Here is a 24,060-nt window from a genome sequence, read left to right on the forward strand (position 1 = left end):
TTGAGTCATTAAGCAATCAACAACCAGCAATTATTCTAATGAAAACGCCCCTCCGGAGCTGCTGCTGTTGGTGCTGCTGCCTGATTCAGAAGTTACAAGATATGGAAGGATCTGGAGGCGCAGAAAGACAAGGCACTATAAACGCACGAAAGAAAAGGAGGAGCGACAGAATCTAAAGGTCAGCCCCGCAAAACCATCTACTCATTTGAAACGCATCCATTCACTCATTCAAGACTCACTCATTCCAAATTAAAGAAAAACGGCAAGCCGATAAGCCGGGTTCTGTCGCCTGGAGGTTACTCCCGGCGTCTTATCATTTATCTAGGCCTGCACTCGCGCACAGGCTCCATCGACCTACCCACTGACATCGGACGAGCAGCCCTTAGCCTTGCCGAAGCAAGGCGCTGCCAGCCTATTTGGTCTTTCAACTCCTAAGGTTTACCCAGCTGGAACGGTCGCCCGCCCACTGGTGCGCTCTTACCGCACCTTTTCACCCTTACCTCTTTTGCAAGTGGCGGTTATTTTCTGTGGCACTAGCTGTAGCCTTTCCGTTGCCGGAAAGGCCCCTTCCCGTTAGGAAGTAGGATGCTCTGCGTTGCCCGGACTTTCCTCTCCTCCTGCAAGGGAGCAGCGATAAGATGGCTTGCCGTTATCTTTTAATTTATGCAAAGATAGCTATTAGATTCTAGATGTTAGATATTAGATTTTAGACGATTCGACTAAGGTAAAAGATCTTGGGAAAGCTGCAGCATCAGGAGCTTTAAATTAGGAAGACAGGCTATTTTTATTGGAATAATTACGCCTTGTGTAACTCGCAATACTTGCTCCTGAGGAAGTTTTATAAGGTCTGATTTTAAAATATCCTTTTTTTGTCTATAATCTAATATCTAGCATCTAATATTTATCTAAGCCTTACCAAGGTGGCGCCGTAGCCGAATTTTTCTTTGCGGGCGTCTTCGAAGTATTTTATGCCACTGGTCCGGCTCAGGATTTTCTGGATCTCCTTGCGCAGTACGCCTGTTCCGGTGCCGTGTATAAATATGATCTCGTGCATATTGGCGGCCATGGCCCTGTCCAGCGCATCCTGGAAGCGCTCCAGCTGCAGTTTCAGCATGGCGCTGTTGCTCATGTTCCGGTGGTCGTCGGTCAGCTTTTCGATGTGCAGGTCTACTTCGTGCTCCGGGGCCTTCAGTTTGAAGCTCTCGTTTTGGGCGAGTTTGTCGGCCAGCTGGCTTTGTAACTGCGCGGCATCTACGGGTACCGGCTTGGAGTCGAGCTGAAAAACATAGGCTTCCTTTTTGAGCACAGGCGCCATTTTCTTGCTTTTGTAAAAAGAAGCGGCCTTAAACTGCACCCGCTTTGTTACCGGCTCAAACAGCGAATGCCCCCCGGTCCGGTGCTGCAGAAACTGAATCAGCAGGCTGGGCCATTGCTCAAAATCCTTCAGGTGATAATGGGCAATAACCCGGGTACCTTTCGACGCAATTTTGTCGTTGTGCAGCCCACGGTATTTGTCGTTCCGTTCCTCCCCGCTGGTAAAGAGCACATCGTAATCGGTGTTGTTGATGATGGTGGCTGCCAGCAGCTCGTCGGACTGGTGCACCATGGCCAGGTAAATGCCGTGCGCTGCCAGCACCGGGGCCGTGGGTTCTTTCTTAAGAACCGGTTTGGGAGTATCGTTTCGTAGAAAGGTGCTTTCTTCTGCTGCAATCACCACTATTTCGCGGCGGGCCACGGGTATGGTAAAATCGTTGTCGATGGCCACTTCTACAATATTGTTATCCAGGATTCGGGTGATGATGCCTTCTTCCCGGCCAGACATCAACCGGACACGGTCTCCTACGTTCATAATTTTTCAGTTTTAGTAGCCGCAAAGGTACGATGTTTTCAGGAAAGAGTGGCAGCGGTAGCAGATCAGCAGCAGCGGCAGAGCGTCCGGAAGGCCGGATTTCATTAGAATAATTTGGAGATTTGGAGATGGGGGAATTTGAAGATGGGGATGTGTGCGATTATGGGATGATCAATTTCCAGGTTTACAAGGAGGCAGAAGGTAATTTACACAAGAAAGCAGCAGCAGCAGCAGAAAATCCTCTGGAGGCCTGATTCTATTAGAATAATTCCTTATACCTCCATCTCCAGATTCCCCCATCTCCACATCCCCAAATCTCAGAAATAAACGGGGTGGAATTTGAGGCCCTGGCGGCTGTTAAACTCCAGCGTGGGAGCGGGTATTTTGATGATGCTCAGCACATAGAGGGCAGTGTTCAGCACTTTGCTGCGGCCCTTAAAGTGGAGCAGGTTCAGGTCGGGGCTGAGATAGAACTGGCGGTAGGCATGCAGGCCTAGGGAACGGTTGGTAGGGCCGTGGTTATACACCATTTCTTCGGCGCCATAGCCTACAGCCAGGTTCAGCCAGCGCGGGTATTTGTGTGCCGGAGCCAGAAAGGCGCCCACATCTACCGAGAGCCAGTAAGTCTGGCCATTGTAGTCTTTCAGGGCCTGCTCTGCCAGGTTGCTGCCCAGCACGTGGGGGCGCATGGCGGCATAGGGGGTGGTGCGGAAGGAGTATTTGGGCATGATCCTGATTTCGCGCCAGGCCAGCTCCTGGGCAACAACAGCCGCAGAGCCCACCGAATTAGCCACCAGATCTCCCACCGAAGCCCCGTAGCCAGCCTGGTAACCGTCAAAAACCTCGATTGGGGTTTGCAGCACGACTCCCAGCAGCCCGCCGTATACAATGGCTTTTTTATCGGGCAGGCCGGCCCAGCGTAGCAGGTCTATGCCAACCCGGCTCTGGTGAAAGGCACTCCAGGCATGTCCGGCCTTGTCCATCTGCTTCCACTCGTGGTTGTCGTTAAAAAAATGGAAGCCTGTGCGCTCCAGGTCTTTGTACCAGGCGTGGTGCAGTGTGTAGAGCATGCCGGCATAACCAGCCCCAAAGCCAGCTCCTAGGGCTAGTAAGCGACTCTTGTTAGCAGCTGTGGCCGCTGAGTCTGGCAGGAGGGTAGCTGACGCAGAAAGGGGCCGGAGCGAAAAGGCAAGCAGCAGAAAAAGGAGCAGGTGTTTAGCCATGCCTCAAAGGTAAACATCCTGCTGCAATTGCCCTGCATACCGGCTGCCAAAGGCTTTTAAAATGCCTCGGCAGGACTTGGTTTTAATCATGTATAATGTAAAACGGCTACTTGCGGGCCATTCTTTTTCAAAACTATAGGAGATTTTTACCGGTAATTCTGTTCTCTCTATAGACTGCGTCTAAACTTATCGGAATCAGAAATTGCATCACCCTGAGAAAAGCGACACACGTATCACGACACACGTATCAAGACATTTTATTCTTTGTATAAAAGGTGAAAAAAATTCCGATAAGTTGTGTCGCTGTCTATAACTTTCTTCATTGCAAAATCACAACAACATTCGGCTGCCGTCAGCACCGCTGCCCCCAACAAGCCGCAATAGCTGTAACACGCAGAACCTCTTTGCACGGACCTGATCCGCATCGAGTGCTGAAGCGTATAGCCGCGCTTTTACTCTGAAGCGAAATTATGTCAATGAAGATACCCCTCCCCATAGCTTTTGTGCTGCCGCTTCAGCTAAAACCACGTAGGTCGGCAGCAGGCCTTTGACCGGTTTCTTTGGTATTTTAGTTTTGATTTGGCCCCGGAATTTTGTCTCTTTGTGGTGGCTGAAACCGGTGAATTTACATTTAATCATTGTGACAGCTTTTCATTCTGAACCCGCACACCAGCCTTATGTACATCTCCATCAGCTCCTTCGAAATTGCGAACGACATGGCTTTTGAAGTAAAAGAAGCTTACCGGAACAGGCCCCACCTGGTCGACAGCGCCCCCGGTTTTATAAAGCTGCAGGTGCTCAGCCCCCACGAGAATCCCAACGAAATCTGGCTGATGACTTTCTGGACCGATGAGGAGAGTTTTAAAGTGTGGTACAAGAGCCACATGTTCCACGATGTGCACAAAGGCATTCCAGAAGGACTCAAACTCGTGCCCGGCAGCGTAAAAATGCGCGGCTTTGAGCATGTGGCGGAGTAGCCTTGCTGCCTGCTGCTTTCCGAACGCTGGTTCTCTGGGCGTGGTTGTTTTTTGCTTCCGGTGTTATCAATGGAAAGACCGGTTCTGGTAAATCAAAGAGGCACCGTTTCTTGACCTTACTTGGTCAATAGATGGTGCCTCTTGTTCCTGATCAACTATAAAATCCTATTTTATCTTTGCCTTCTGAGTGCTTTTTACGGCCATTTCATTGTCTGACAGGTCCTGCCCGAAATCCGGCATGCCATCGGCAGTCCATCGCAACACCCTGGCGCGGGTATGGCGGTTAGGGTCGTACAGGGGTTCTCCTTTAATCTCTTTATAGTCGCGGGCATGGTAAACCATTACATCGGTTTTGCCATCCTCGGCTACTGTAAAGCTGTTGTGCCCCGGACCATAACGTTTCAGCGCTTCGTTGGTATAAAAGACAGGTTCGGGCAGTTTGTTCCACGAGGCAGGGTCGAGCAGGTCTGCGTCTTCCTCAGCCCACAGTAAACCGATGCAGTAGTTGGCGTCGGTGGCACTCGCCGAAAAGGACACGAAAATCTTCCCGTTGCGGATCAGTACGGCGGGGCCCTCGTTCACGCGGTGCCCCTGAATTTCCCAGTCATAAGTGGGCTGCGAGATAACCACTTGTTTTTTGTCGAGGGTGGTCGGGCTGGTCATTTTGGCAATGTACAAGCCTGTGTTCGTGATGGTGTCAGAAGCTCTGTCGGTCCAGATATGATACCGCTGGCCCTTATGCTCAAAGGTGGTGGCATCGAGGGCAAAATCATCCCTATTGCTCACAATCTGGCCTTCTTCTTTCCATTCGCCTTTGGTAGGGTCATCTGATGGATTAGACAAGGCATACATGCGTATTTTCCATCTGTCTTCAGCCGAGCCGGCCGCAAAATAGATATACCATTTGCCCTCTATGCGGTGCAGTTCTGGGGCCCAGATGTGGTTGCCCATCGGGCCTTGGGCATGCTTGCGCCAAACCACCACGGGTTTTGCTTCTTTTATGCCATTAATTGTTTTTGAACTTCGTATCTCGATGCGGTCGTACTCAGGTGCGGTGGCGATAAAATAATAGGTGCCATCGGGAGCCCTGGTCACAAACGGATCGGCCCTTTGCAGCGCCAACGGGTTATTGAACTGGTTCTTCTTCAGCGACTGTGCCGTAACTGTCAGCCCGCCCGCCAGGAGTGTAGCCACTAATGTTAGTAGTAGGAGTTTGATGGTGTTCATGAGGTTTGTCTGTGCTGAAAATTTAAATGGAATCGAATTAATGATCTTGCAATGATCTTGCCACTTGTGCGTAAACGTACTTTCTGCGCTTGTACGTATTAAAGTTAACAAAGTGGCCTGAAAATGTGGGCGGTGATAGGGGCCTATTCATCTTTCGGCGTACGCACAGGCCGCGCTCCTCGTAAGAAGGGTGTTGCGGGGGCAGTTATCTATAGCTTTTTTTAGCTTCTGGGCACAGGACGAAAGGCACAGGCGATTTTTAGCGTGAGTTGTGGAGTGTTTCTATTCATTTGTCCTCTCCTTCAAGCTATCAATAGTTTTGCTCTCCGGGCCAGACACAAAACCGTTTAACCGGTCCACCAGGTAATAGTATATACAGCAGGTTTTTAAGCGATATCCGCCATGATACTAAGTCACATCAGTAAGCAAGAAATCCAGCAGGGCGAAGCTGTGCAAGGGCAGGAAATAAGAGCAGGAATATTCAACCTCATCCAATCGCTGTACCCTGACTTTGGCCAGGAAAGCTATGTTTCAATTTATGAGCTAAACCAGCACCGCAGGCTTTACTTAACCTCGCTGATTGAGCAGGAAAAAGGAGAACAGGAGGAACTGGACAGGGATGTGCTGAATGCCATCAAGAACAATTCTATTTTATCGGAGAACATCCAGGATGAAATAGAGGCTCAGTTGACCACTGGCCAGAAAATGGCCGACAAAATAGCTGAGTTTGGCGGAAGCTGGGCCTTTATCATCACCTTCTTCAGTTTTATTCTGGTCTGGGTGCTTATAAATGTCTGGTTTTTAGCAAGAGAGCCTTTCGATGCCTATCCTTTTATTTTATTAAACCTGATTCTTTCGTGCCTGGCAGCTATCCAGGCCCCTATTATTATGATGAGCCAGAACCGGCAGGAGCAGAAGGACAGGCAGCGGAGCGAGCACGATTACAAGATAAACCTGAAAGCGGAGCTGGAGATTAAGCTGCTGAGCGAGAAGATAGACCACCTGCTGGTGCATCATAACAAGAAGCTGCTGGAGATTCAGGAACTGCAAACCGATTACCTGGAAGACCTGATGAAGGAGGTAAAGAAAAGAAGGTAGCAGGTCCAGGAGAGCGCTTCACCCTACAGCCGCACCTTTTTCCTGGCCTTAAATCTGGCAATTGAGGTCTTAATAGGTCGAAGTACAATACGGGCCAGTATTCCTCCAAATTGGTTTTCAGAAAGGTTTAACGAAAGTAAAGCTGCCAAAAGGCATGCCTGCCATAATTTTTTAATTTTGAATTTCTAATTTATAATCTGGCGCAGCATTAATTTGCGACCGGCTTTCCTGATCTGAAAAATCAAAAAGCCGCCGGGCCGCAACACAAGGGGCTGCTATTTCAGGAAGATTACATTGATCTCCGTCTCATACTTTTGCAGAATTACCTTCCGCTTTAACTTCAGGGTAGGGGTGAGTTCGCCGCCTTCTATGGTCCACTGGAGCGGGAGCAGCTCGAAACGTTTTACCTGCTCCACCGGGTTAAAGTGCTGGTTGTGCCATTGCACCGTCTCGGCGATCAGCGCATGGGCTTTTTTGTCTTTTACCACCTCGGTGTCGCCGGGGTATACTTCGCCTTGCTTGATGTACCATTCCTGCAGCTTCTGAAAGGCGGGCACAATAAGCGCTCCTACAAATTTCTGCAGCTCACCCACCACCATGATCTGTTCGATCCAGGGGCTTTCCACCATACGGTTTTCGATGGGTTGGGGGGCTACGTACTTGCCGCCGCTTGTCTTAATAAGTTCTTTTTTGCGATCCGTAATCTTCAGGAACCTGCCCTGCACCAGTGTGCCGATGTCGCCGGTGTGCAACCAGCCTTCTTTTATCACCTCTGCCGTCAGGTCGGGTCGCTTGTAGTAGCCCATCATCACGTTGGGGCCTTTGCACAGTATCTCGCCATCTGGGGCTATGCTGACTTCCACATCTTTTAGCAGGGGGCCCACGGTGCCGAACATCCGGTCTTGTTCCGGATAGCGGTTCCCGCTGATGATGGGAGAAGCCTCCGTTAAGCCGTAACCTTCCTGGATCACGATCTGGGCGGCGGTGAAGACGCGGAGCAGGCGCACCTGGCAGGCGGCCGCCCCGGTTATGATGGCTTTTACTTCGCCACCCAGTGCTTCGCGCCACTTGCTGAAGACCAGCTTGTTGGCCAAAGCCAGTTGTAGCCGGTAGCTCAGGCCCTGGTCGGTGTTCAGTTCAAATTTCTCGGCCAGACCCAGCGCCCAGTAAAAGAGTTTTCGTTTTACCCCGGTTAGTTGAGCGCCTTTCGCCATAATGCTCTCATACACCTTCTCGAGCAGGCGCGGAACGGTTGTAAAAAGGGTAGGCTTTACTTCCTGCAGGTTGCTGGCAATCTTATCCATGCTTTCGGCATAATACACAGCTACGCCACTGTAAAAGAAGCAGTAGGTGGCCATGCGTTCAAAAGCGTGGTTGAGTGGCAAAAAGCTGATGGTCCGCTTGCCCCGCACGCCGATTTCCTGGATAATGTCTGAGCTGCCGTACACATTGCTCACCATGTTGCGGTGCGAAAGCATGACGCCCTTAGGAATGCCGGTGGTGCCGGAGGTATACAGGATCGTGGCCAGCTCTGCCTCCTGCACGGCCTGCCGGCAGGCTTGTATCTGCTGCACTTGCTCCGCCGATACCGGCTGCAGCAGCTCCTGCCAGTGCACAGCGCCAGGCACCTCCTTAAACGTAATAATCTGCCGCAGCAGCGGCAAAGCCGGCTGCAGGGCGCTTACTTTATGATACAGTTTTTCATCTCCCGCAAAGGCCATTTTAACAGAGGCATCGTGCAGTACGAACTGCAGCTCATTGTCGTGTATGGTGGGGTAAACAGGCACCGGCACTACGCCGATTTGCAGCAGGGCCATGTCTACCAGCATCCATTCAGGGCAGTTCTGGCTGATGATGGCCACCTTGTCTTTACCCGCCGCTGTGCCGTCGCCGGCCGACAGGCCCATGTCCAGGAAAGCGGCACTCAGCTGGTCCACGATGTCGCTTACCTGCCGGGTGCTGTAGTTTTTCCATTGTCCGTTTTCTTTTGCACACAGCATATCCTCCAGCGGCGAGATCTCCAGCTGGTAGGTCAGAAAATCAAATAATCGTGTTGGCTTTTTCATCCTGTTTTTGGTCCCTGCTTCTGCTATTTTACTTAAGTGGAGGCCTGTTGTTACACAGCTTAGACAATCGGGGCTGTTAAAATGCCTCCAAATGTACTGCTTTTGCCTGCATTAGAGAAGCATAGATGAGGTGCGGTGCTAAAAATGGCGGGGTTTGAGCAGTTATCGGTTGGCTTTGGCTCGCCAGCCACTGCTATGGCGCAGCAGCAGAGCCTCGGGAGGGGCATTTTTATTTAAAAAATCTGGTTTGGAACAAACTTAGCAGGGAGTGCGGCTCTTGCCAGGGCTTTGCCTGGCATGGCACCTCCTGATTTTAACCGGTTGAAATATGATGCAGGCAGAGTCCATATGCCTGCAAGGAGCAAAGTGGTGCTGACCGGCGTTGCCTGCCCCTGCTGAAAACTTACAAACAGTAATTTTCTGAAAAAGAGAAAACATTATCGGTAAGAATCCAGTTTATAAATGGGAAATATGCTGCATGCATACTATTTTTGACTGATAGGTGCCGGCTGCTGCAGGCAAAAAGAAACAGCAGCCACAGCGGATGAGCTTTGAATTACTGCATTAGCAACCACAGCTGCAGAAATGACCTCCTAAGGGCTGTTTTCATTAGAATAATTAATGCAAACCGGAGCTAAGGATGCTATTTGATATGAACGGATGGAGGAGATGTAAAAGTTTGACATAAAGGATAAGTGAATAAGCGGATGCTTGACAAGAAAAACATTCACTTATTCCCTCATTCAAAATTGCAGCTCAATCGTCCTCATAATCCAGGCCCATCATTTTGTTGTAGGCCTGCTGCAGCTCTGAGAAGGCGTGCATATTGCCTTCCTGGCGGCTGATCTGCATTCCTTTCTTGTAAATGCGCTCTGCTGCGTCGTTTTGGCCGAACTCCTCGTATAGTTTGGCAGCATGGTAGTAGGTGCCAACGTAGTTTTGGTGCTCGGCCAGAAGCTTTTCGTAATATTCCATCGCCTTTTGCTTATCGATGTTGCGATATTCGGTGGCAATTGCGTATAGCGTAAAAGCATCGTCCGGGTCATCTTGCAGGAAGGCCAGGAGTTGTTCAAGTCGGGACGGAGACATAGTTCGTTTTTGCTATATTTAGTTAACTTCACACAAATTTATAATTTATAAAGCTAACATTTCTAACCATGAAAATATTAGTTTGCATAAGCAACGTGCCGGATACTACTTCTAAGATCAATTTCACGGGCGACGGCAAGTCGTTTGATAAGAACGGCGTGCAGTTCGTGATAAACCCCTGGGATGAGTATGCGTTAACAAGAGCCATTGAGCTGAAAGAAGCCAAAGGCGGCACGGTAACCGTATTAAACGTTGGCGAAGCCGACACAGAGGCCAATATACGCAAAGCCCTGGCCATTGGGGCCGACGACGCCATCCGGGTTAACGCCTTCCCGAAAGATGCCATGTTTGTGGCCCAGCAGATAGCCGCCATAGCCAAAGAAAACAGCTATGACCTTATTCTGATGGGCAAGGAGTCGATCGACTTCAACGGCTCGCAGGTACATGGCATGGTAGGGGAGTTACTGGGCATTCCGGTCATTTTCCCGGCCTTTAAGCTCGACATGATCGATGACACCACGGCCCGGCTGGAGCGTGAGATAGAAGGCGGCAAAGAGGTGCTGGAGGTAAAGTTGCCCTTTGTGGCCAGCGCTCAGCAACCCATGAGCGAGCCCCGCATACCCAACATGCGCGGCATCATGACGGCCCGCACCAAGCCTCTAAAAGTGGTGGAGCCAACCGGCGAAGGGGCCCAAACAGAATATGCCAGCTTCAGCAAGCCCGAGAAAAAAAGTGGCGTGCGCATGATCGACGCTGAAAATGCCGGCGAATTAATCTCATTATTAAGAAACGAAGCTAAAGTACTGTAATATGTCTGTATTAGTTTTAGTAGAAGGATTTAACGGCGAGATCAAGAAATCTTCGCTCGAGGCGGCTTCTTACGGGAGCCAGGTAGCCAATGCCCTTGGCACAGAAGCCACGGCCATAGCCATTGGAGAGGTGCAGGAATCGGCCCTTGCCGCCCTGGGTGCACAAGGAATCACTAAAGTTTTATTTGATGATGACGCTCGTCTTCATAACTTCGTGGCCGAAGCCTATTTAAAGGTGATCGCGCAGGCAGCCTCGCAGGAGAGCGCCAAAGTGATTATTTTCTCCAACACCAATATTGGCGCAGCCCTGGGCTCGCGCCTGGCGGTGAGGCTAAACGGTTCGCTGGCAACCAACGTAACAGCATTACCTGTTATTTCCGGCGATAGCTTTACGGTTAGGCGGGGCGTTTTCTCCGGAAAAGCCTTTGCTGATGTGAACCTGACCGGAGACGTTAAAATAGTGGCTGTAAAAAAGAACAGCATCGACATTAGCAGCGATGCCGGCGGCACCGCTTCAGTAGAGAAATTCTCGGTTGGCTTATCAGATGCCGATTTTGCCTTTGCTCCAAAAGAAACCGTGATGCAGGAAACAGACGGCGGCGTATTGCTGCCGGAGGCCGAAATCGTGGTGTCTGGCGGGCGTGGCCTGAAGGGGCCTGAGAACTGGCACCTGGTGGAGGACCTGGCAAAGGCGCTGGGCGCGGCTACGGCCTGCTCCAAGCCGGTTTCGGACCAGGATTGGCGCCCGCACCACGAACATGTTGGGCAGACTGGTATTACTATTAGCCCAAATTTGTATATTGCCATCGGAATTTCCGGAGCCATTCAGCACCTGGCGGGGGTTAACTCTTCTAAAGTGATTGTCGTTATAAATAAGGATCCGGAAGCCCCGTTCTTCAAAGCAGCCGATTACGGTATTGTGGGCGATGCTTTTGAGATTGTTCCAAAGTTAATAGAGGCAGCTAGAGCCTTGTAAGAAAAGACAAAAAGCTTATTGTGAAAAAAATTCAGCTAGAGATACTCGGTCTCTCTTCCAGTCAGTCACAGACAGGGTCGTTTGCATTAGTGCTCGGCGAACGAGAAGGCAACAGAAGACTGCCCATCATTATTGGTATGTTCGAGGCGCAATCCATCGCCATTCAGATAGAGAAGATCAACCCAAACCGCCCGCTCACGCACGACCTGTTCAAGAGTTTTGCCGAGCATCTGAGCGTAAGCATTACAGAAGTGCTGATCTCGGACCTGAAAGAGGGGGTGTTCTATTCTAAGATTATGTGTTCAGACGGTATTAAGGAGTTTGAACTGGATGCCCGCCCCTCCGATGCCATCGCCATCGGACTTCGGTTTGGTGTTCCGATCTATACGGTAGAGAGCGTGCTTTCCGAAGCCGGCATTATTCTGAGCGACCTGGAGGATGAGGAGGAGGAAGCCGAAGAAATGGCCGTGAAAAGTTCTCCAACTTCTGGCTCAACCTCAAAAGAGTCGCTGAGCCAGACCTCGGTAGAGGAACTCAACAAGATGCTGAACGATGCGCTGGAAAAAGAAGACTACGAACGCGCTGCAAAAATTCGGGATGAGCTGAACAAACGCAACTAATGTGCTGACATCGATTTATTAGAAAACTCCTGCTCTCCCAAGGGCAGGAGTTTTTGTTTTATAAATTTATCCGCACTACTTTTGAGAAATTTCTCTCCGGCATGTATGATATTTTTAGAGGGCTTATTGGCTTAGCAGCTATTCTGGCCATAGCTTTCCTTTTCTCAAAGAACAAAAAAATCATAAGTTGGAGGCTGGTAGGGTTTGGGCTTTTTATCCAGTTGTTTTTCGGAATACTTGTTACTAAAGTGCCATTTATAGCCAGCGTGTTTGGCTGGGTAAGCCGGCGCTTCGTCACCTTTCTCGATTTCTCGCAGGCCGGGGCGCAGTTCCTGTTCGGCAACCTGGCCAACCCGGATCAGAATGCAGGCCTGGGCTTTATCTTTGCCTTCTCGGTGCTTCCTACCATCATCTTTTTTTCTGCTGTGTCGGCTGGTCTGTATTACCTGGGCGTACTGCAGAAGATCGTGTATGGCATTGCCTGGGTTATGTCGAAGGGCATGCGGCTTTCGGGTGCTGAGAGCCTTTCTGCTGCCGGCAACATCTTTCTGGGGCAAACGGAGGCACCGCTGCTGGTGCGCCCGTTCATTAGCCGCATGACGCGCTCTGAGCTGATGTGCCTGATGACAGGTGGCATGGCGACCCTGGCCGGTGGAGTGCTGGCGGCCTATGTCTCTTTTCTGGGTGGTACGGACCCGGCTGAGAAAGCCATTTTCGCTGCCCACCTGCTTACCGCCTCTGTCATGAACGCCCCGGCTGGTATTGTGCTTGCCAAGATCCTGGTGCCGGAAACGGAGCCCGAAAAAATAAACACGCAGCTGGAGGTAAATGAGGAACAACTGGGGGTGAACCTGGTGGACGCCCTCTCACGCGGGGCGGCCGACGGCCTGCGCCTGGCAGCCAATGTAGGGGGCATGCTGCTTGCTTTTATAGCCGTGATCGCCATGGTCAATTACCTGCTCACCGACATGATCGGTGCCTGGACCGGCCTGAATGAGCTGGTGGTAGCCAGCACCAACGGGCAGTTTCATGGTTTCTCGCTGCAGTATATCTTGGGACAGATTTTCCGGGTTTTCGCCTTTCTGATGGGAGTGGCCTGGTCAGAGTCGTTGCAGGTTGGCAGTTTGCTCGGCCAGAAAACGGCCATCAACGAATTTGTGGCTTACCTGGACCTGGCCAAAATGAAGAGTGAAAATTCACTTTCCACAAAATCCATTGTAATGGCGACTTATGCCTTGTGCGGCTTCTCCAACTTTAGCTCCATTGCGATCCAGATCGGGGGTATTGGCAGCATGGCCCCAAACCAACAGGGAAACCTCTCCAAGCTCGGATTTATCGCCTTGCTGGGTGCCTCCCTCGCCTGCATGATGACGGCTACGATTGCGGGCATGCTTTACGAAGTGTAGCAATAAGACACCAGACGCAGGATATCAGGCACCGGATTTTTTTGATTATTCTAATTAAAATGGCCCTCCAGCGCTACATACCACTGCTGCTGCACCTGCTGCAGGCTAAAACAAAAGGGCGCTACATGTAGCGCCCACCTATATCAACCAAAGCCTGGCCCCTAAACGGAGCTAGCTGTTTCCCTCATTTCTTTCTTCCTCCATCCGCTCTTCTTCTACACGCTCATCTTCTACTTTCTTCGCGTCACGCATCAGGCGGTTGGCAAAAATGAAGTCGTTCAGCTCTTTAATGTCGGTGTCCATTATTTCTTCGCTGTTGCCCTCCCAGAGCTTTTTGCCCTGGTACAGGAACATGATCTTGTCGCCGATCTCAATAACTGAGTTCATGTCGTGGGTTACAATGATGGTGGTGATGTTATACTCCTCCGTTATCTCTTTAATCAGCTCATCTATGGTGATAGCCGTCTGAGGATCAAGGCCGGAGTTGGGCTCATCGCAAAACAGGTAGGTACAGTTGGGGGCAATGGCACGGGCTATGCCTACGCGTTTTTTCATACCGCCGCTGAGCTCAGAGGGCATTTTCATGTTTGCATTTTCAAGGCCAACCCGGCTCAGGCAAAAGTTCACACGGTCCATGCGCTCGCTCTTGCTCATTTGGGTGAGCATCCGCAGCGGGAACTCCACGTTTTCCTCCACGTTCATAGAGTCGAAGAGGGCAGAGCCCTGGAAAAGCATGCCGATCTTGCGCCGGATTTCCTGCCGGATATCGAGCTTGTTGTTGGTGTAGTAGGTGCCGTCGAAGGTGACGCTGCCGATATCAGGCTTTATCAGACCTACAATGCATTTAAGCAAAACGCTTTTGCCGGTGCCGCTGGCTCCAAGCAGCAGGTTAGTCTTGCCGGTCTCAAACACGCCGCTCACGCCATCGAGCACTTTCTTCCCGCCGAATGATTTATGGATATTATGAATCTCAATCATAGTTTTTCAGAACACATCATAGTAACAGTTGCGCCAGCACAAAGTCGGCGATTAGTATGGCAATTACGCTGTTGGTGACGGCCTTGGTACTTGCCTCACCTACTTCCAGGGCTCCGCCTTCTGTTTTGTAGCCCTGAAAAGAGGAGATGGAGGAGATCAGATAAGCAAAGACCACAGATTTTATGAGGGCAAAAAGAATATTGTAAGGTACAAAATCTCCTCTGATACCGGTAATGTATTCCTGGGGTGTGATCTCACCGGACAGGGCACCGGCCACGAATCCACCGCCGATCGAGAGAAACATGGCAATGATAACCAGCATCGGGAACACAAAAACGGCCGCCATGATCTTGGGCAGCACCAGGTAAGAGGCCGAGTTGATGCCCATTACCTCCAGCGCATCTACCTGCTCGGTTATCTTCATGGTGCCAAGGCCGCCTGCAATGTTGGAGCCCACTTTGCCAGCCAGCACAATAGAGGTAATGGTGGGGGCCAGTTCCAGCAGCGTCATCTCGCGCACCATAAAACCGATGGTAGAGCGCGGTATAAGGGCGTTGGTAAGGTTATACGAAATCTGCACACAGGTTACTGCGCCTATAAAGGTCGATACAATGGCCACAATTACGATGGAGTTGATGCCGATAAGGATGGCCTCGTCTATGGTTCGGTTGAATAATATTTTGGGAGCCTCCCCCCGCGAGAGGAGACTTTGGATGAACAGAAGATACTTGCCGAAATTTGTTAACATATAAGGCTGTTACGCAGGGTATAGTGGATGTTACGTAAGTTCAATTTAAAAATCATGTAATAATAGCTATATTACGTCTAAAATTGTAAAACACATAGAACTCATTTCTTATTATGCAGCGATACATTCTTGTAACAGGCGGAACAAAGGGAATCGGAAGGGCCATCATCGAGCAGTTCGCCAAAGACGGCTTTCATATCCTGACCTGTTCCCGAAACGAGAAAGACCTGCAAAAGTTGAAGCTGGAGATTGAACAGGCCTACACTTTTACCAAGGTTTATTATCAGGAGGCCGATTTAAGCGAGAAAAAATCGGTCGACCGCTTTGTTGCTTATGTGAACGAACTGGGTATACAGCCCGATGTGCTGGTCAACAACAGCGGCCTGTATATACCTGGTAAAATTTACGAAGAGCCCGCAGAGGCGCTTCCCCACATGATCAGCACCAACCTCTACAGCGCCTATTACATTACCAAAGCCTTTGTGCCGGATATGGTACGGCGGCGGTCAGGGCACATCTTTAACCTCTGTTCCACGGCCAGCATCACCCCTTATATTAACGGGGGCTCTTACTGCATCTCTAAATTTGCGCTCTATGGCATGACCCAGGTGCTGCGCGAGGAGATGAAGGAGCATCGGGTAAAAGTGACTGCCGTTATTCCGGGTGCCACGCTCACGGCCAGCTGGGAAGGGGTAGACCTGCCGCCGGAGCGTTTCATTAAGCCGGAAGATGTGGCCAGCGCCATCTACAGTGCCTACCACCTCTCCGAAAACAGCGTGGTGGAGGAAATCCTGATCAGGCCGCAATTAGGCGATATCAATTAATCGGGTGCCTTGCCAAGAGCTTTATAGGCTGCGGCTTAACTTCCCGGAACCACACATTGCCTCACCTGGAGAAAAAACGGAACATGTATCACGCTACACGACGTTTTACTATTGGTATAGAAGGTGAATTAAATTCCGTTCAGTGGTGCCGCTGACTAAATAGGCTGCACCTGGCCGGTAGTTCAGCATGGCGTACTTCTCTCCGGAGGGCCAAATTCATTAGAATAATTTCATTGTGTGGCTATTGCCTCAGCAGGCCATAGCACTTACAGGAAATATTAGTATCGGTTAAACTTCGTAAATTATCTGCTATGAAAATAAAAGGCAAAGTTGCTGTAGTGACCGGCGTAAGCCACGGCATAGGACTGGCAACGGTGCAGGCACTCCTGGAGAAAGGCGTGAAGGTGGCTGGCTGGGGAAGGACATCTCCGGAACTGGAGCACAGCAACTTCCACTTTATTCCCTGCGACGTCCGGAAGCCGGAGTCCGTGCAGGAAGCATTTGACCAGACACTGCACAAACTCAAAGGACCTGTGACGATACTCGTAAACAATGCCGGCCTGGGTATTCAGGCCAACCTGGAAGAGCAGACACTGGAAGACTGGCACACCATGTTCGACACCAATGTGCATGGTCTATTTTATTGCACGCGGCAGGTGCTTCCGGGCATGAAGGAGCAGGAGGAGGGGCACATTATCAATATCTCCTCCATTGCGGGTAAGAACCCCGTGCCGGGCATGGTGGGGTATGCGGCCACCAAACATGCCGTAACCGGCATTTCGCACTCGCTGTTTATGGAGGTCCGGGAGTTTGGCATCAAAGTTACCTGTATTTACCCTGGCTCCACCAGCACCAACTTCTTCGACAACATAGACAACTCCCCGGCCAGCCCCAACATGATGCGCCCCGAAGACATTGCCTCTACCATTGTGCACGTACTGGAGTCGCACCCTAACTATCACCACGTGGATATAGAAGTGCGTCCGCTTATGCCAAAAGGGAAGCAAAAGAAATAGCAACAGAGCCGCCTGATTTTTGTAGTTTTGCCTCCGCGAATTGTTTAGCAGGTCAGAATGCAGGAATTATCAGTGCACCTCTCTGGCAGCATTTTTGAAAGGAAAAAGCAATCACGCGTAACGCTTTATCCATTTAAAACCGGAAAGTAAGTTGTCTGTTGAAGTAAAAGGTTTAACCAAAATATTCGGGTCGCAGCGCGCCGTAGACGATATTTCGTTCTCGGTGGGGCAGGGGCAGATACTGGGTTTTCTGGGACCGAACGGGGCCGGCAAGTCCACCACCATGAAAATTGCCACCTGCTACCTTCCGCCCAGTTCCGGCACCGTGCTGGTAAATGGCCACGACGTGACCCAGGACACCATGGCGGTGCGGCGGCACGTAGGCTACCTGCCGGAGCACAACCCGCTCTACCTCGATATGTATGTGCACGAGTACCTGCGCTTTGTAGCCTCCATTTATGGGCTTAAAGGCAGCAACGCGAACAGTAGAGTGCAGGAGATGGTGGAGCTGTGCGGCCTCGGGCTGGAGCAGAGCAAAAAAATAGGCGCCCTTTCCAAAGGCTACCGCCAGCGGGTTGGGCTGGCCCAGGCCCTGGTGCACGACCCGCAGGTGCTCATCCTTGATGAGCCTACCACCGGCCTCGACCCCAACCAGATCGTGGAAATCCGCTCGCTTATCAAGCAAGTTGGTCAGAACAAAACCGTTATTTTCTCGACACATATCATGCAGGAGGTAACGGCCATCTGCGATCGTGTGGTAATCATTAACCGGGGTAAGCTGGTGGCCGACAGTGATGTGGCGACCCTGCAGGCGGGTAGCCGAAACGAGAAAATTACGCTGGTGGAGTTTGAGCAACCCATCTCCACGAATCTGCTGCAGTCTATTCCGGGCGTGTTGCAGGTAAGCCCCGCGCAGCAGCCGCACACCTACCGTGTTACCTCCCGCAAAGATGCCGACATCCGGTCCGCCGTGTTCAGGATCGCCTCCGAACAAAACTGGCCACTGGTAGGGCTGCGGCAGGAGGAGAACTCCCTGGAGAAGATATTTCAACAACTGACAAGGAGCTAGATGTGAGTGCTTTGCCAAATTCTAATTTAGAAACTGAAGTTACGCATGAATTTACTTTAGGAGGAGAAGTCCCCATGGGGGTAGAGGCCTTTAGCCGTCTGACTACGGGTGGTATCAGCCATAAAAGCTGCTCCGCCCGCCCCTGTTGTGTGTTTTCACCAACAGGCATCCCTGCGATGGAGGGCAACTGAGCAGGATAATTCTCGTCAGCAGGAAGTTCGCAGTTTCTCCAGGGCCTGGATGGCTGCGTAGGCTCAAAGTGAGCTTCGCTTGCAGGTGAAAACACCCAGCAAGGGCAGGTATTCTTGACTGTGAAAAAATAGAATTCCCATTGCTTAACGGGTACGGGGTAGGGGCCCCTCGATTAAGAAGGGGTAAGGGGATGTTTTAGGAATTGTCGGAATTAGTGCCGACAGCAAGTAAAGAAATCTTTAATATATGTTCTCAGTTGTAATTCATCCCTCAACCACCTTCAAAGGGAGACAAAAAGAATTCTCTCAAATTAAAATTACTTATATGTACAGGCTAATCTGTTCTTTCAGTTAAACCTAACATCTAGCATCTACAGTATAAAAAATGCTTGCTATACTAAAAAAAGAATTTAATGGCTTCCTGAACTCGCTTATCGCCTACATCGTGATAGCGGTGTTCCTGGTAGCGACAGGGATGTTTATGTGGGTGTTTCCGGAGAGCAACGTGCTGGACTATGGCTTTGCCGACATGCAGACGCTTTTTAACATGGCCCCCTGGCTGTTTCTATTCCTGATCCCGGCAATTACCATGCGTACTTTTGCTGAAGAAAAACGCGAGGGCACCATCGAACTACTCCTGACCAAACCAATCACGGATCTGCAGCTGATACTAGGCAAATACCTGGCGGCGCTGCTGCTGGCCCTGTTTGCGCTGCTGCCTACGCTGCTCTACTACTACTCGGTGTACGAACTGGGCAACCCCTCTGGCAACATAGACTCTGCGGCCGTGGTAGGCTCTTATCTGGGGCTGGTTTTTCTGGCAGGTGTTTTCTGTGCCATCGGGGTGCTTGCCTCCTCTGTTTCTGATAACCAGATCATCTCGTTTGTCATAGCTGTTTTCCTTTGCTACATCTTCTATACGGGGTTTGATCTGATCGCTACCTTACCAGTGTGGGGCAGCTCCAGTTATTATGTGAGCCAACTCGGCATCGCCTATCATTACAGCAGCATCAGCAAAGGTCTTATTGATTCGCGGGATGTGCTATATTTTCTGAGCGTGATTGCGCTGATGATTCTATCCACTACACTTGTCCTGAAAAGCAGAAAATGGTAACAGAGCAGCCGCAACAAACTAAAGCAAAACGCAGCCGCGACATCATCAGGTTCCTGCTATGGGTAGGGGGCATTATCCTGCTGAACGTGCTGGCAGCCACCTATTTTTTCCGGATCGACCTGACCGAAGACAAGCGCTACACCATCGCCCCGGTAACCAAACAGATGCTCACTAACCTCGACGATGACGTGGTGGTGGAGGTGTATCTGGAAGGTGATTTTCCGGCAGGTTTCAAGCGGCTGCAGCAGTCGGTGCGCGAAACGCTGAACGAGTTTAAAGTGTATGCCGGCGGCAACATCCGGACAGTCTTCATTGACCCAACGGCCATTCCGAACGATACCGCTCGTGCCCAGTACTTTACGCAGCTCGCCCAAAAGGGCATTATGCCCACCAACCTGCGGGCCAGTGAAGATGGCAAGCAGGTGGAGCGGCTGGTGTTTCCGGGGGCTGTGGTGAAGTACAAAGGCAAGGAGGCCACTGTAAACCTGCTGAAGGGCAACCTGGCTGCCTCGGCCGAGCAGCGCCTGAACCAGTCGGTGGAGGGAGTGGAGTACGAGCTGGCCACTGCCATCCGGAAAGTGGCTTTTCCATCGCAGCGCACCATTGGCTACCTGATGGGGCAGGGGCAGCTGGAGATGGAGCAGGTGGCCGACCTGGTGGGATCTTTGGGCGAGTACTACCGGGTGGCTCGCGGGGAACTGTCGCAGATACCGGACCTGCAGGGCCTCGACTTAATCATTGTTGCCAAACCGACGCAGCCTTTTTCGGAGCTGGATAAGTACAAGATCGACCAGTTTATCATGAACGGAGGCAAGGCTGTATTTTTTGTCGATGCCCTGCAGGCAGACATGGACAGCCTGGGCTCGGGCGGTATGTTCGCCATGCCCTACAACCTGAACCTCGACGACCTGCTGTTCCGCTACGGGGTGCGCCTTAACCCCGAGATGATCATGGACCTCAACTCGGGCTTTATTCCGGTCGTGACGGGCTACCTGGGCGACCGGCCGCAGACCGAGATGATCAACTGGCGCTTTTACCCGCTGCTCAACAACTTCAGCCAGCACCCCGTTACCCGCAACCTGGATGCCGTCTATACCAAATTTGTAGGCACGATGGATACGGTGCGGGCAGATGGCATCCGGAAAACACCGCTGATTTTTACCTCCAACTACTCCAGGGTGCTGCAGCCGCCGGTACCTGTCACGCTGGAGGAAGCACGCATGGAGGTGAGGCCCGAGCAGTTCTCGGCCGGTCCGCAGCCGGTTGGATATTTGCTGGAAGGTAAGTTTACCTCGCTTTTCAGGAACAGGCGTGCCCCGCAAGGAGCAGCTGCTACCGCCGTGAAAGAGGTTGGCGTGGCATCCAGGATCGCAGTGTTCTCAGACGGGGACCTGGTGCGCAACGACGTGAACCCCCGCACCGGGCAACCTTACGAACTGGGCTTCGACAGGTACAACAACGTGAAGTTTGCCAATAAGGAGCTGGCGCTGAACACCATCCACTACATGCTCGACTCAGAAGGGCTCATAAACGTGCGCAGCAAGGAGATAAAGCTGCGGCCGCTTGACAGAATACGGGTAAAGGAGGAACGCGGCACCTGGCAACTACTCAACCTGGTGCTGCCGATCGTACTCCTGACTATTTTCGGCTTTCTGCGCTTCTACCTTCGCAAGCGGAAGTACGAGCGGAGGGCTGATGGCTGATTATTAAATGGTTGATTGGGAGATTTGAAGATAAGGCGATCAGAGATTTGATACCAATGCTCCACCAATTTGATTTTTAGAAAGGCAACATGCGTGTAGAGCTGTCAAAATATGCTCTGGAGGGGCATTCTTATTAGAATAATTGTTTCCCCGGTTATTTTTAAGGCTGCATCCCCGTTTACAAACAAATGGTTGTTCGGTTGGTTTTCAGGAAATCAGGGAGCGGAAGCGCAAGTTTCTGTATGGCACCTTTTCCTTTTCCTTCAAAAAAGAAGTAATTCGCAAAAAAGGGCTTACCTTACCCGTAGGACAAATGCGAATTATTTATAACTTTGTCCAAAGAACATTATAGGCACTCGTAATGAAATTTATTGTAACTTCATCTGCTCTACTGAAGCAGTTATCCAGCATAAACGGGGTAGTAACCAACAATCCGGTGGTTCCGATCCTGGAGAATTTCCTCTTCGAAATTAACGACAGCACCCTTACCATCACCGCCAGCGACCTGGAGACATCCATGATCACGGAGCTGCAGGTTGAGGCGAGGGAGAGCGGACGCATTGCCGCCCCTGCCAAGATATTGCTGGAAACGCTGAAAAACCTTCCGGACCAGCCGGTGACGTTCACCATCGACGAAGAAACCTATACCATCGAGATCAGCTCTGCCAACGGCCGCTATAAGCTGTCTGGTGAGAACGCTACGGACTTCCCGCGTGTGCCAGTGGTAAAAGGTGGCAACGCCATCGAGATGCCTTCTAACGTGCTGGCCCGGGCCATCAACAAAACCATTTTTGCGGTGAGCAACGATGAGCTTCGTCCGGCCATGACCGGTATTTTCGTGCAGCTCCGCTCCGATAACGTAACGTTTGTGGCTACGGATGGTCACCGCCTGCTGCGCTACCGCCGTCAGGATATCTCCACCAGCCAGGAAGCATCGCTTATCATTCCGCGTAAGGCTTTTACCCTTTTAAAGTCAACGCTGCCTTCGGAGCCGACTACCGTTCGGGTGGAGTTCAACAACTCCAACGCGTTCTTCAGCTTCGACAACATCCGGATGATTTGCCGTTTAATAGACGAGCGTTACCCGGACTATGAAAACGTGATTCCGGTGCAGAACCCGAACAAGCTCGTAATAGACCGTGCTGACCTGCTGAGCTCTGTGCGCCGTATCTCCATCTACTCGAACAAGACCACGCACCAGATCCGCCTGAAACTGACCGGAAGCGACCTGCAGGTTTCTGCCGAGGACCTGGACTTTTCGAACGAGGCAAATGAGCGCCTGGCCTGCCAGTATGAAGGAGAGGATATGGAGATAGGTTTCAATGCCAAGTTCCTGCTGGAGATGCTCAACAACATGGATTCTGACGAGATTTCTTTTGAGCTCTCCACCCCGAACAGGGCTGGCTTGCTGATGCCGCTGGCCAACGAGGATAACGAAAATGTGCTGATGCTGGTGATGCCTGTTATGCTCAACAATTACGTATAAGAAATTTTAGCATTCCCATAGACACAGAAAAGGCCGGTACATACCGGCCTTTTCTGTGTCTGAGCTTTTCTGAAACGGTTATCGGCCGCTTTATTAATGGCTTACTTTGATATAAACAGGAAAATGGCCTCCGGTGCCGCCCTGGTATGTAGTGCCGGCATAGGTTTTGCGCGGCGTATTTTTATATTTCCCGAAGGTATGCTTCAGGCTTTCCGGGTCGTGGATGGTGGCCGAGCCTCGCACAAATTGCAAACCCGTACCGCCAATCCAGGCTTTGGTTACCATGATCTGGTCGTGCATCTGGAACTTGCCCCTGTAAAAGGAACTGCCCCGCTTCTGCACGTGGTGCATGTAAAAAGTATTGAATAGCTCCTGGTTATATACGGGGTCTGGCCTGCCGGATGCCAGCAAGGCCTGTTCCAGTGTGGGAGAAGAAGGATCTGCCGCGAAATGGCCCATCACAATAATTTTAGCGTCTTTGTCTATTTTCTGTTGCTCATTTATCTCCTGGCGCAGGGTAACGGCAGCTGCCCTTTTGCGGCTTTCCCTAAGCCGCGCGTTAGCGGTAGCATCCGGCCAGTGGTTCACATAGATTGTAATAGGCTCTCCCCGCAGCAGCCCTTTTACCTGCAGGATGCCCGTAGTTTGGTAATTAGCCTCCGCAAAGCCAATGGGGAGGGAGGCATGAAACGTCGGTTTAAAGTTTTTGGGCTTATACAGCAGCGCCACATCCAGCCCCGAGGCATCAGGCGAATCGTAATGAATGATCTCATACTTCTTGTCTCGCAGCGCCGATGTATTTAGCAGATCCTCGATTACCCGCTTATTTTCCACTTCAGAAAGACCGATAATACTTGGCCCCCCTTTTTCTCCCATGGTGGAGATAGTGGCTGCGAGGTTTTTTATTTTGGCCCTGTATCTTTCTTCTGTCCAGTTCAGGATGCCGTCTGGCTGATAGGCCGCATCATTGGCAGCAGTGTCCTTTTCTGTATCGTATAAATTATCGGCGTTGTAGAAGGCGATGGTGTAGAGGTCCTCTTTTTGGGAGGCGGGTGAAAATACTTTGCAGCCCGAAAAGGCGAAAAGTATAAAAAGGGTGAAGAAGGTTTTAATTCCGTAGCGCATCGTGTAACTTTGTACAAGTTGTAGTGTCAAGGATAGTACGAGAGATATATAGTATAAAGTTTAATAATAGGAAAATGAAGAAATCAGAAATATACTTCAGCATTGCCCTGGACGATCAGAAAGTGCCGGAGGCTATCAGCTGGAGGGCAACAGATGCCGGTGAGAAAATCCATTTTGCAAAGGCCATCAACATCTCGCTGTGGGACCGTGATGAGGCTGGCACCATGAAAATTGACCTCTGGACAAAAGACATGCCCGTAGACGAGATGAAGTATTTCTACATAGACAGCATTGGTGCCATGGCTCAAAGCATTATGACGGCTACCAACGACCAGGTAATGGCCCAGAAAATGCGTACGCTGTGCGAAGAGCTGATGCAGCACGTGGAGCAGGACAGCAAGAAGAATGGTTAACATCAGACGCCATAAAAGCAGAAGGGCCTCCAAAAACTGGAGGCCCTTCTGCT

At 50.9% G+C, this 24,060-nt stretch carries 21 protein-coding genes and 1 other RNA gene; 13 read left to right on the plus strand and 9 right to left on the minus strand.

The annotated features are described in order from the left end of the window. Positions 1-255 precede the first annotated feature (255 nt). The 3 genes from rnpB to FJM74_RS15910 form a co-directional block, all read right to left on the minus strand. Positions 256-650: RNase P RNA component class A (gene rnpB / locus FJM74_RS15900), an RNA gene on the minus strand. 251 nt (positions 651-901) lie between these two features. Then, positions 902-1,849, minus strand: coding sequence for a Smr/MutS family protein (locus tag FJM74_RS15905; protein ID WP_187263629.1), 948 nt, complete (start codon positions 1,847-1,849; stop codon positions 902-904). A gap of 317 nt (positions 1,850-2,166) precedes the next feature. Beyond that, a complete protein-coding gene (locus FJM74_RS15910) occupies positions 2,167-3,072 on the minus strand; it encodes a DUF2279 domain-containing protein (protein WP_187263630.1) in 906 nt (301 codons plus the stop codon). A gap of 677 nt (positions 3,073-3,749) precedes the next feature. Between FJM74_RS15910 and FJM74_RS15915 the strand changes: the two genes are divergently transcribed. Continuing rightward, positions 3,750-4,049, plus strand: a complete 300-nt coding sequence (locus tag FJM74_RS15915; RefSeq protein ID WP_187263631.1) for an antibiotic biosynthesis monooxygenase family protein — start codon at positions 3,750-3,752, stop codon at positions 4,047-4,049. A gap of 165 nt (positions 4,050-4,214) precedes the next feature. Here the strand turns inward: FJM74_RS15915 and FJM74_RS15920 are convergent, their stop codons facing one another. Next, positions 4,215-5,276 (minus strand): glycoside hydrolase family 43 protein, encoded by a 1,062-nt coding sequence (locus tag FJM74_RS15920; protein ID WP_187263632.1) that lies wholly within the window; start codon positions 5,274-5,276, stop codon positions 4,215-4,217. Between the two features lie 402 nt (positions 5,277-5,678). Between FJM74_RS15920 and FJM74_RS15925 the strand changes: the two genes are divergently transcribed. Then, complete coding sequence (locus FJM74_RS15925) at positions 5,679-6,374, plus strand: DUF1003 domain-containing protein (RefSeq protein ID WP_187263633.1); 696 nt, start codon at positions 5,679-5,681, stop codon at positions 6,372-6,374. Between the two features lie 275 nt (positions 6,375-6,649). Here FJM74_RS15925 and FJM74_RS15930 read toward each other — a convergent pair whose 3' ends face one another. Beyond that, positions 6,650-8,440: an AMP-dependent synthetase/ligase gene (locus tag FJM74_RS15930; protein ID WP_187263634.1), complete on the minus strand. Its 1,791-nt coding sequence runs from the start codon at positions 8,438-8,440 to the stop codon at positions 6,650-6,652. A 756-nt stretch (positions 8,441-9,196) separates the two neighbouring features. Further along, entirely contained in the window at positions 9,197-9,529 is a 333-nt protein-coding gene (locus FJM74_RS15935; RefSeq protein WP_187263635.1) for a tetratricopeptide repeat protein, read from the minus strand. Positions 9,530-9,597: 68 nt separating this feature from the next. Between FJM74_RS15935 and FJM74_RS15940 the strand changes: the two genes are divergently transcribed. From FJM74_RS15940 to FJM74_RS15955, 4 genes are all read left to right on the plus strand, one after another. Beyond that, positions 9,598-10,338 (plus strand): electron transfer flavoprotein subunit beta/FixA family protein, encoded by a 741-nt coding sequence (locus tag FJM74_RS15940; RefSeq protein WP_187263636.1) that lies wholly within the window; start codon positions 9,598-9,600, stop codon positions 10,336-10,338. Position 10,339: 1 nt separating this feature from the next. Beyond that, the gene (locus tag FJM74_RS15945; RefSeq protein WP_187263637.1) at positions 10,340-11,314 is read left to right on the plus strand and encodes an electron transfer flavoprotein subunit alpha/FixB family protein; all 975 of its coding nucleotides are present in this window, start codon (positions 10,340-10,342) and stop codon (positions 11,312-11,314) included. A gap of 20 nt (positions 11,315-11,334) precedes the next feature. Next, positions 11,335-11,934, plus strand: a complete 600-nt coding sequence (locus FJM74_RS15950) for a bifunctional nuclease family protein (RefSeq protein WP_187263638.1) — start codon at positions 11,335-11,337, stop codon at positions 11,932-11,934. A 101-nt stretch (positions 11,935-12,035) separates the two neighbouring features. Next, positions 12,036-13,340, plus strand: coding sequence for a NupC/NupG family nucleoside CNT transporter (locus tag FJM74_RS15955; protein WP_187263639.1), 1,305 nt, complete (start codon positions 12,036-12,038; stop codon positions 13,338-13,340). A 171-nt stretch (positions 13,341-13,511) separates the two neighbouring features. Here FJM74_RS15955 and FJM74_RS15960 read toward each other — a convergent pair whose 3' ends face one another. Both FJM74_RS15960 and FJM74_RS15965 read right to left on the minus strand, forming a co-directional pair. Next, positions 13,512-14,318, minus strand: a complete 807-nt coding sequence (locus FJM74_RS15960; protein ID WP_187263640.1) for an ABC transporter ATP-binding protein — start codon at positions 14,316-14,318, stop codon at positions 13,512-13,514. A gap of 16 nt (positions 14,319-14,334) precedes the next feature. After that, positions 14,335-15,066 carry an MlaE family ABC transporter permease gene (locus FJM74_RS15965; RefSeq protein ID WP_187263641.1) on the minus strand — a complete coding sequence of 244 codons (732 nt, stop codon included), beginning with the start codon at positions 15,064-15,066 and terminating at the stop codon, positions 14,335-14,337. Between the two features lie 113 nt (positions 15,067-15,179). On the opposite strand from FJM74_RS15965, the gene FJM74_RS15970 reads away from it, so the two are divergent. The 6 genes from FJM74_RS15970 (at position 15,180) to dnaN (ending at position 22,469) form a co-directional block, all read left to right on the plus strand. After that, positions 15,180-15,890: an SDR family oxidoreductase gene (locus FJM74_RS15970; RefSeq protein ID WP_187263642.1), complete on the plus strand. Its 711-nt coding sequence runs from the start codon at positions 15,180-15,182 to the stop codon at positions 15,888-15,890. A gap of 311 nt (positions 15,891-16,201) precedes the next feature. Further along, complete coding sequence (locus FJM74_RS15975) at positions 16,202-16,906, plus strand: SDR family oxidoreductase (protein ID WP_187263643.1); 705 nt, start codon at positions 16,202-16,204, stop codon at positions 16,904-16,906. Positions 16,907-17,057: 151 nt separating this feature from the next. Beyond that, the gene (gene gldA, locus FJM74_RS15980) at positions 17,058-17,975 is read left to right on the plus strand and encodes a gliding motility-associated ABC transporter ATP-binding subunit GldA (protein WP_187263644.1); all 918 of its coding nucleotides are present in this window, start codon (positions 17,058-17,060) and stop codon (positions 17,973-17,975) included. A gap of 576 nt (positions 17,976-18,551) precedes the next feature. After that, a complete protein-coding gene (gene gldF / locus FJM74_RS15985) occupies positions 18,552-19,280 on the plus strand; it encodes a gliding motility-associated ABC transporter permease subunit GldF (RefSeq protein ID WP_187263645.1) in 729 nt (242 codons plus the stop codon). Beyond that, positions 19,274-20,983, plus strand: a complete 1,710-nt coding sequence (gene gldG, locus FJM74_RS15990) for a gliding motility-associated ABC transporter substrate-binding protein GldG (protein ID WP_187263646.1) — start codon at positions 19,274-19,276, stop codon at positions 20,981-20,983. Before gldF ends, gldG begins: the two co-directional genes overlap by 7 nt. Positions 20,984-21,344: 361 nt before the next feature. After that, positions 21,345-22,469 carry a DNA polymerase III subunit beta gene (gene dnaN / locus FJM74_RS15995; protein ID WP_187263647.1) on the plus strand — a complete coding sequence of 375 codons (1,125 nt, stop codon included), beginning with the start codon at positions 21,345-21,347 and terminating at the stop codon, positions 22,467-22,469. A gap of 93 nt (positions 22,470-22,562) precedes the next feature. Here dnaN and FJM74_RS16000 read toward each other — a convergent pair whose 3' ends face one another. Continuing rightward, entirely contained in the window at positions 22,563-23,594 is a 1,032-nt protein-coding gene (locus tag FJM74_RS16000; protein ID WP_187263648.1) for an endonuclease/exonuclease/phosphatase family protein, read from the minus strand. A 74-nt stretch (positions 23,595-23,668) separates the two neighbouring features. Between FJM74_RS16000 and gldC the strand changes: the two genes are divergently transcribed. Then, positions 23,669-24,007, plus strand: coding sequence for a gliding motility protein GldC (gene gldC, locus FJM74_RS16005; RefSeq protein ID WP_187263649.1), 339 nt, complete (start codon positions 23,669-23,671; stop codon positions 24,005-24,007). The last annotated feature ends 53 nt before the right edge of the window (positions 24,008-24,060 follow it).

The organism is Pontibacter beigongshangensis, from assembly GCF_014332515.1.
GTDB classification, from domain to species: Bacteria; Bacteroidota; Bacteroidia; order Cytophagales; family Hymenobacteraceae; genus Pontibacter; species Pontibacter beigongshangensis.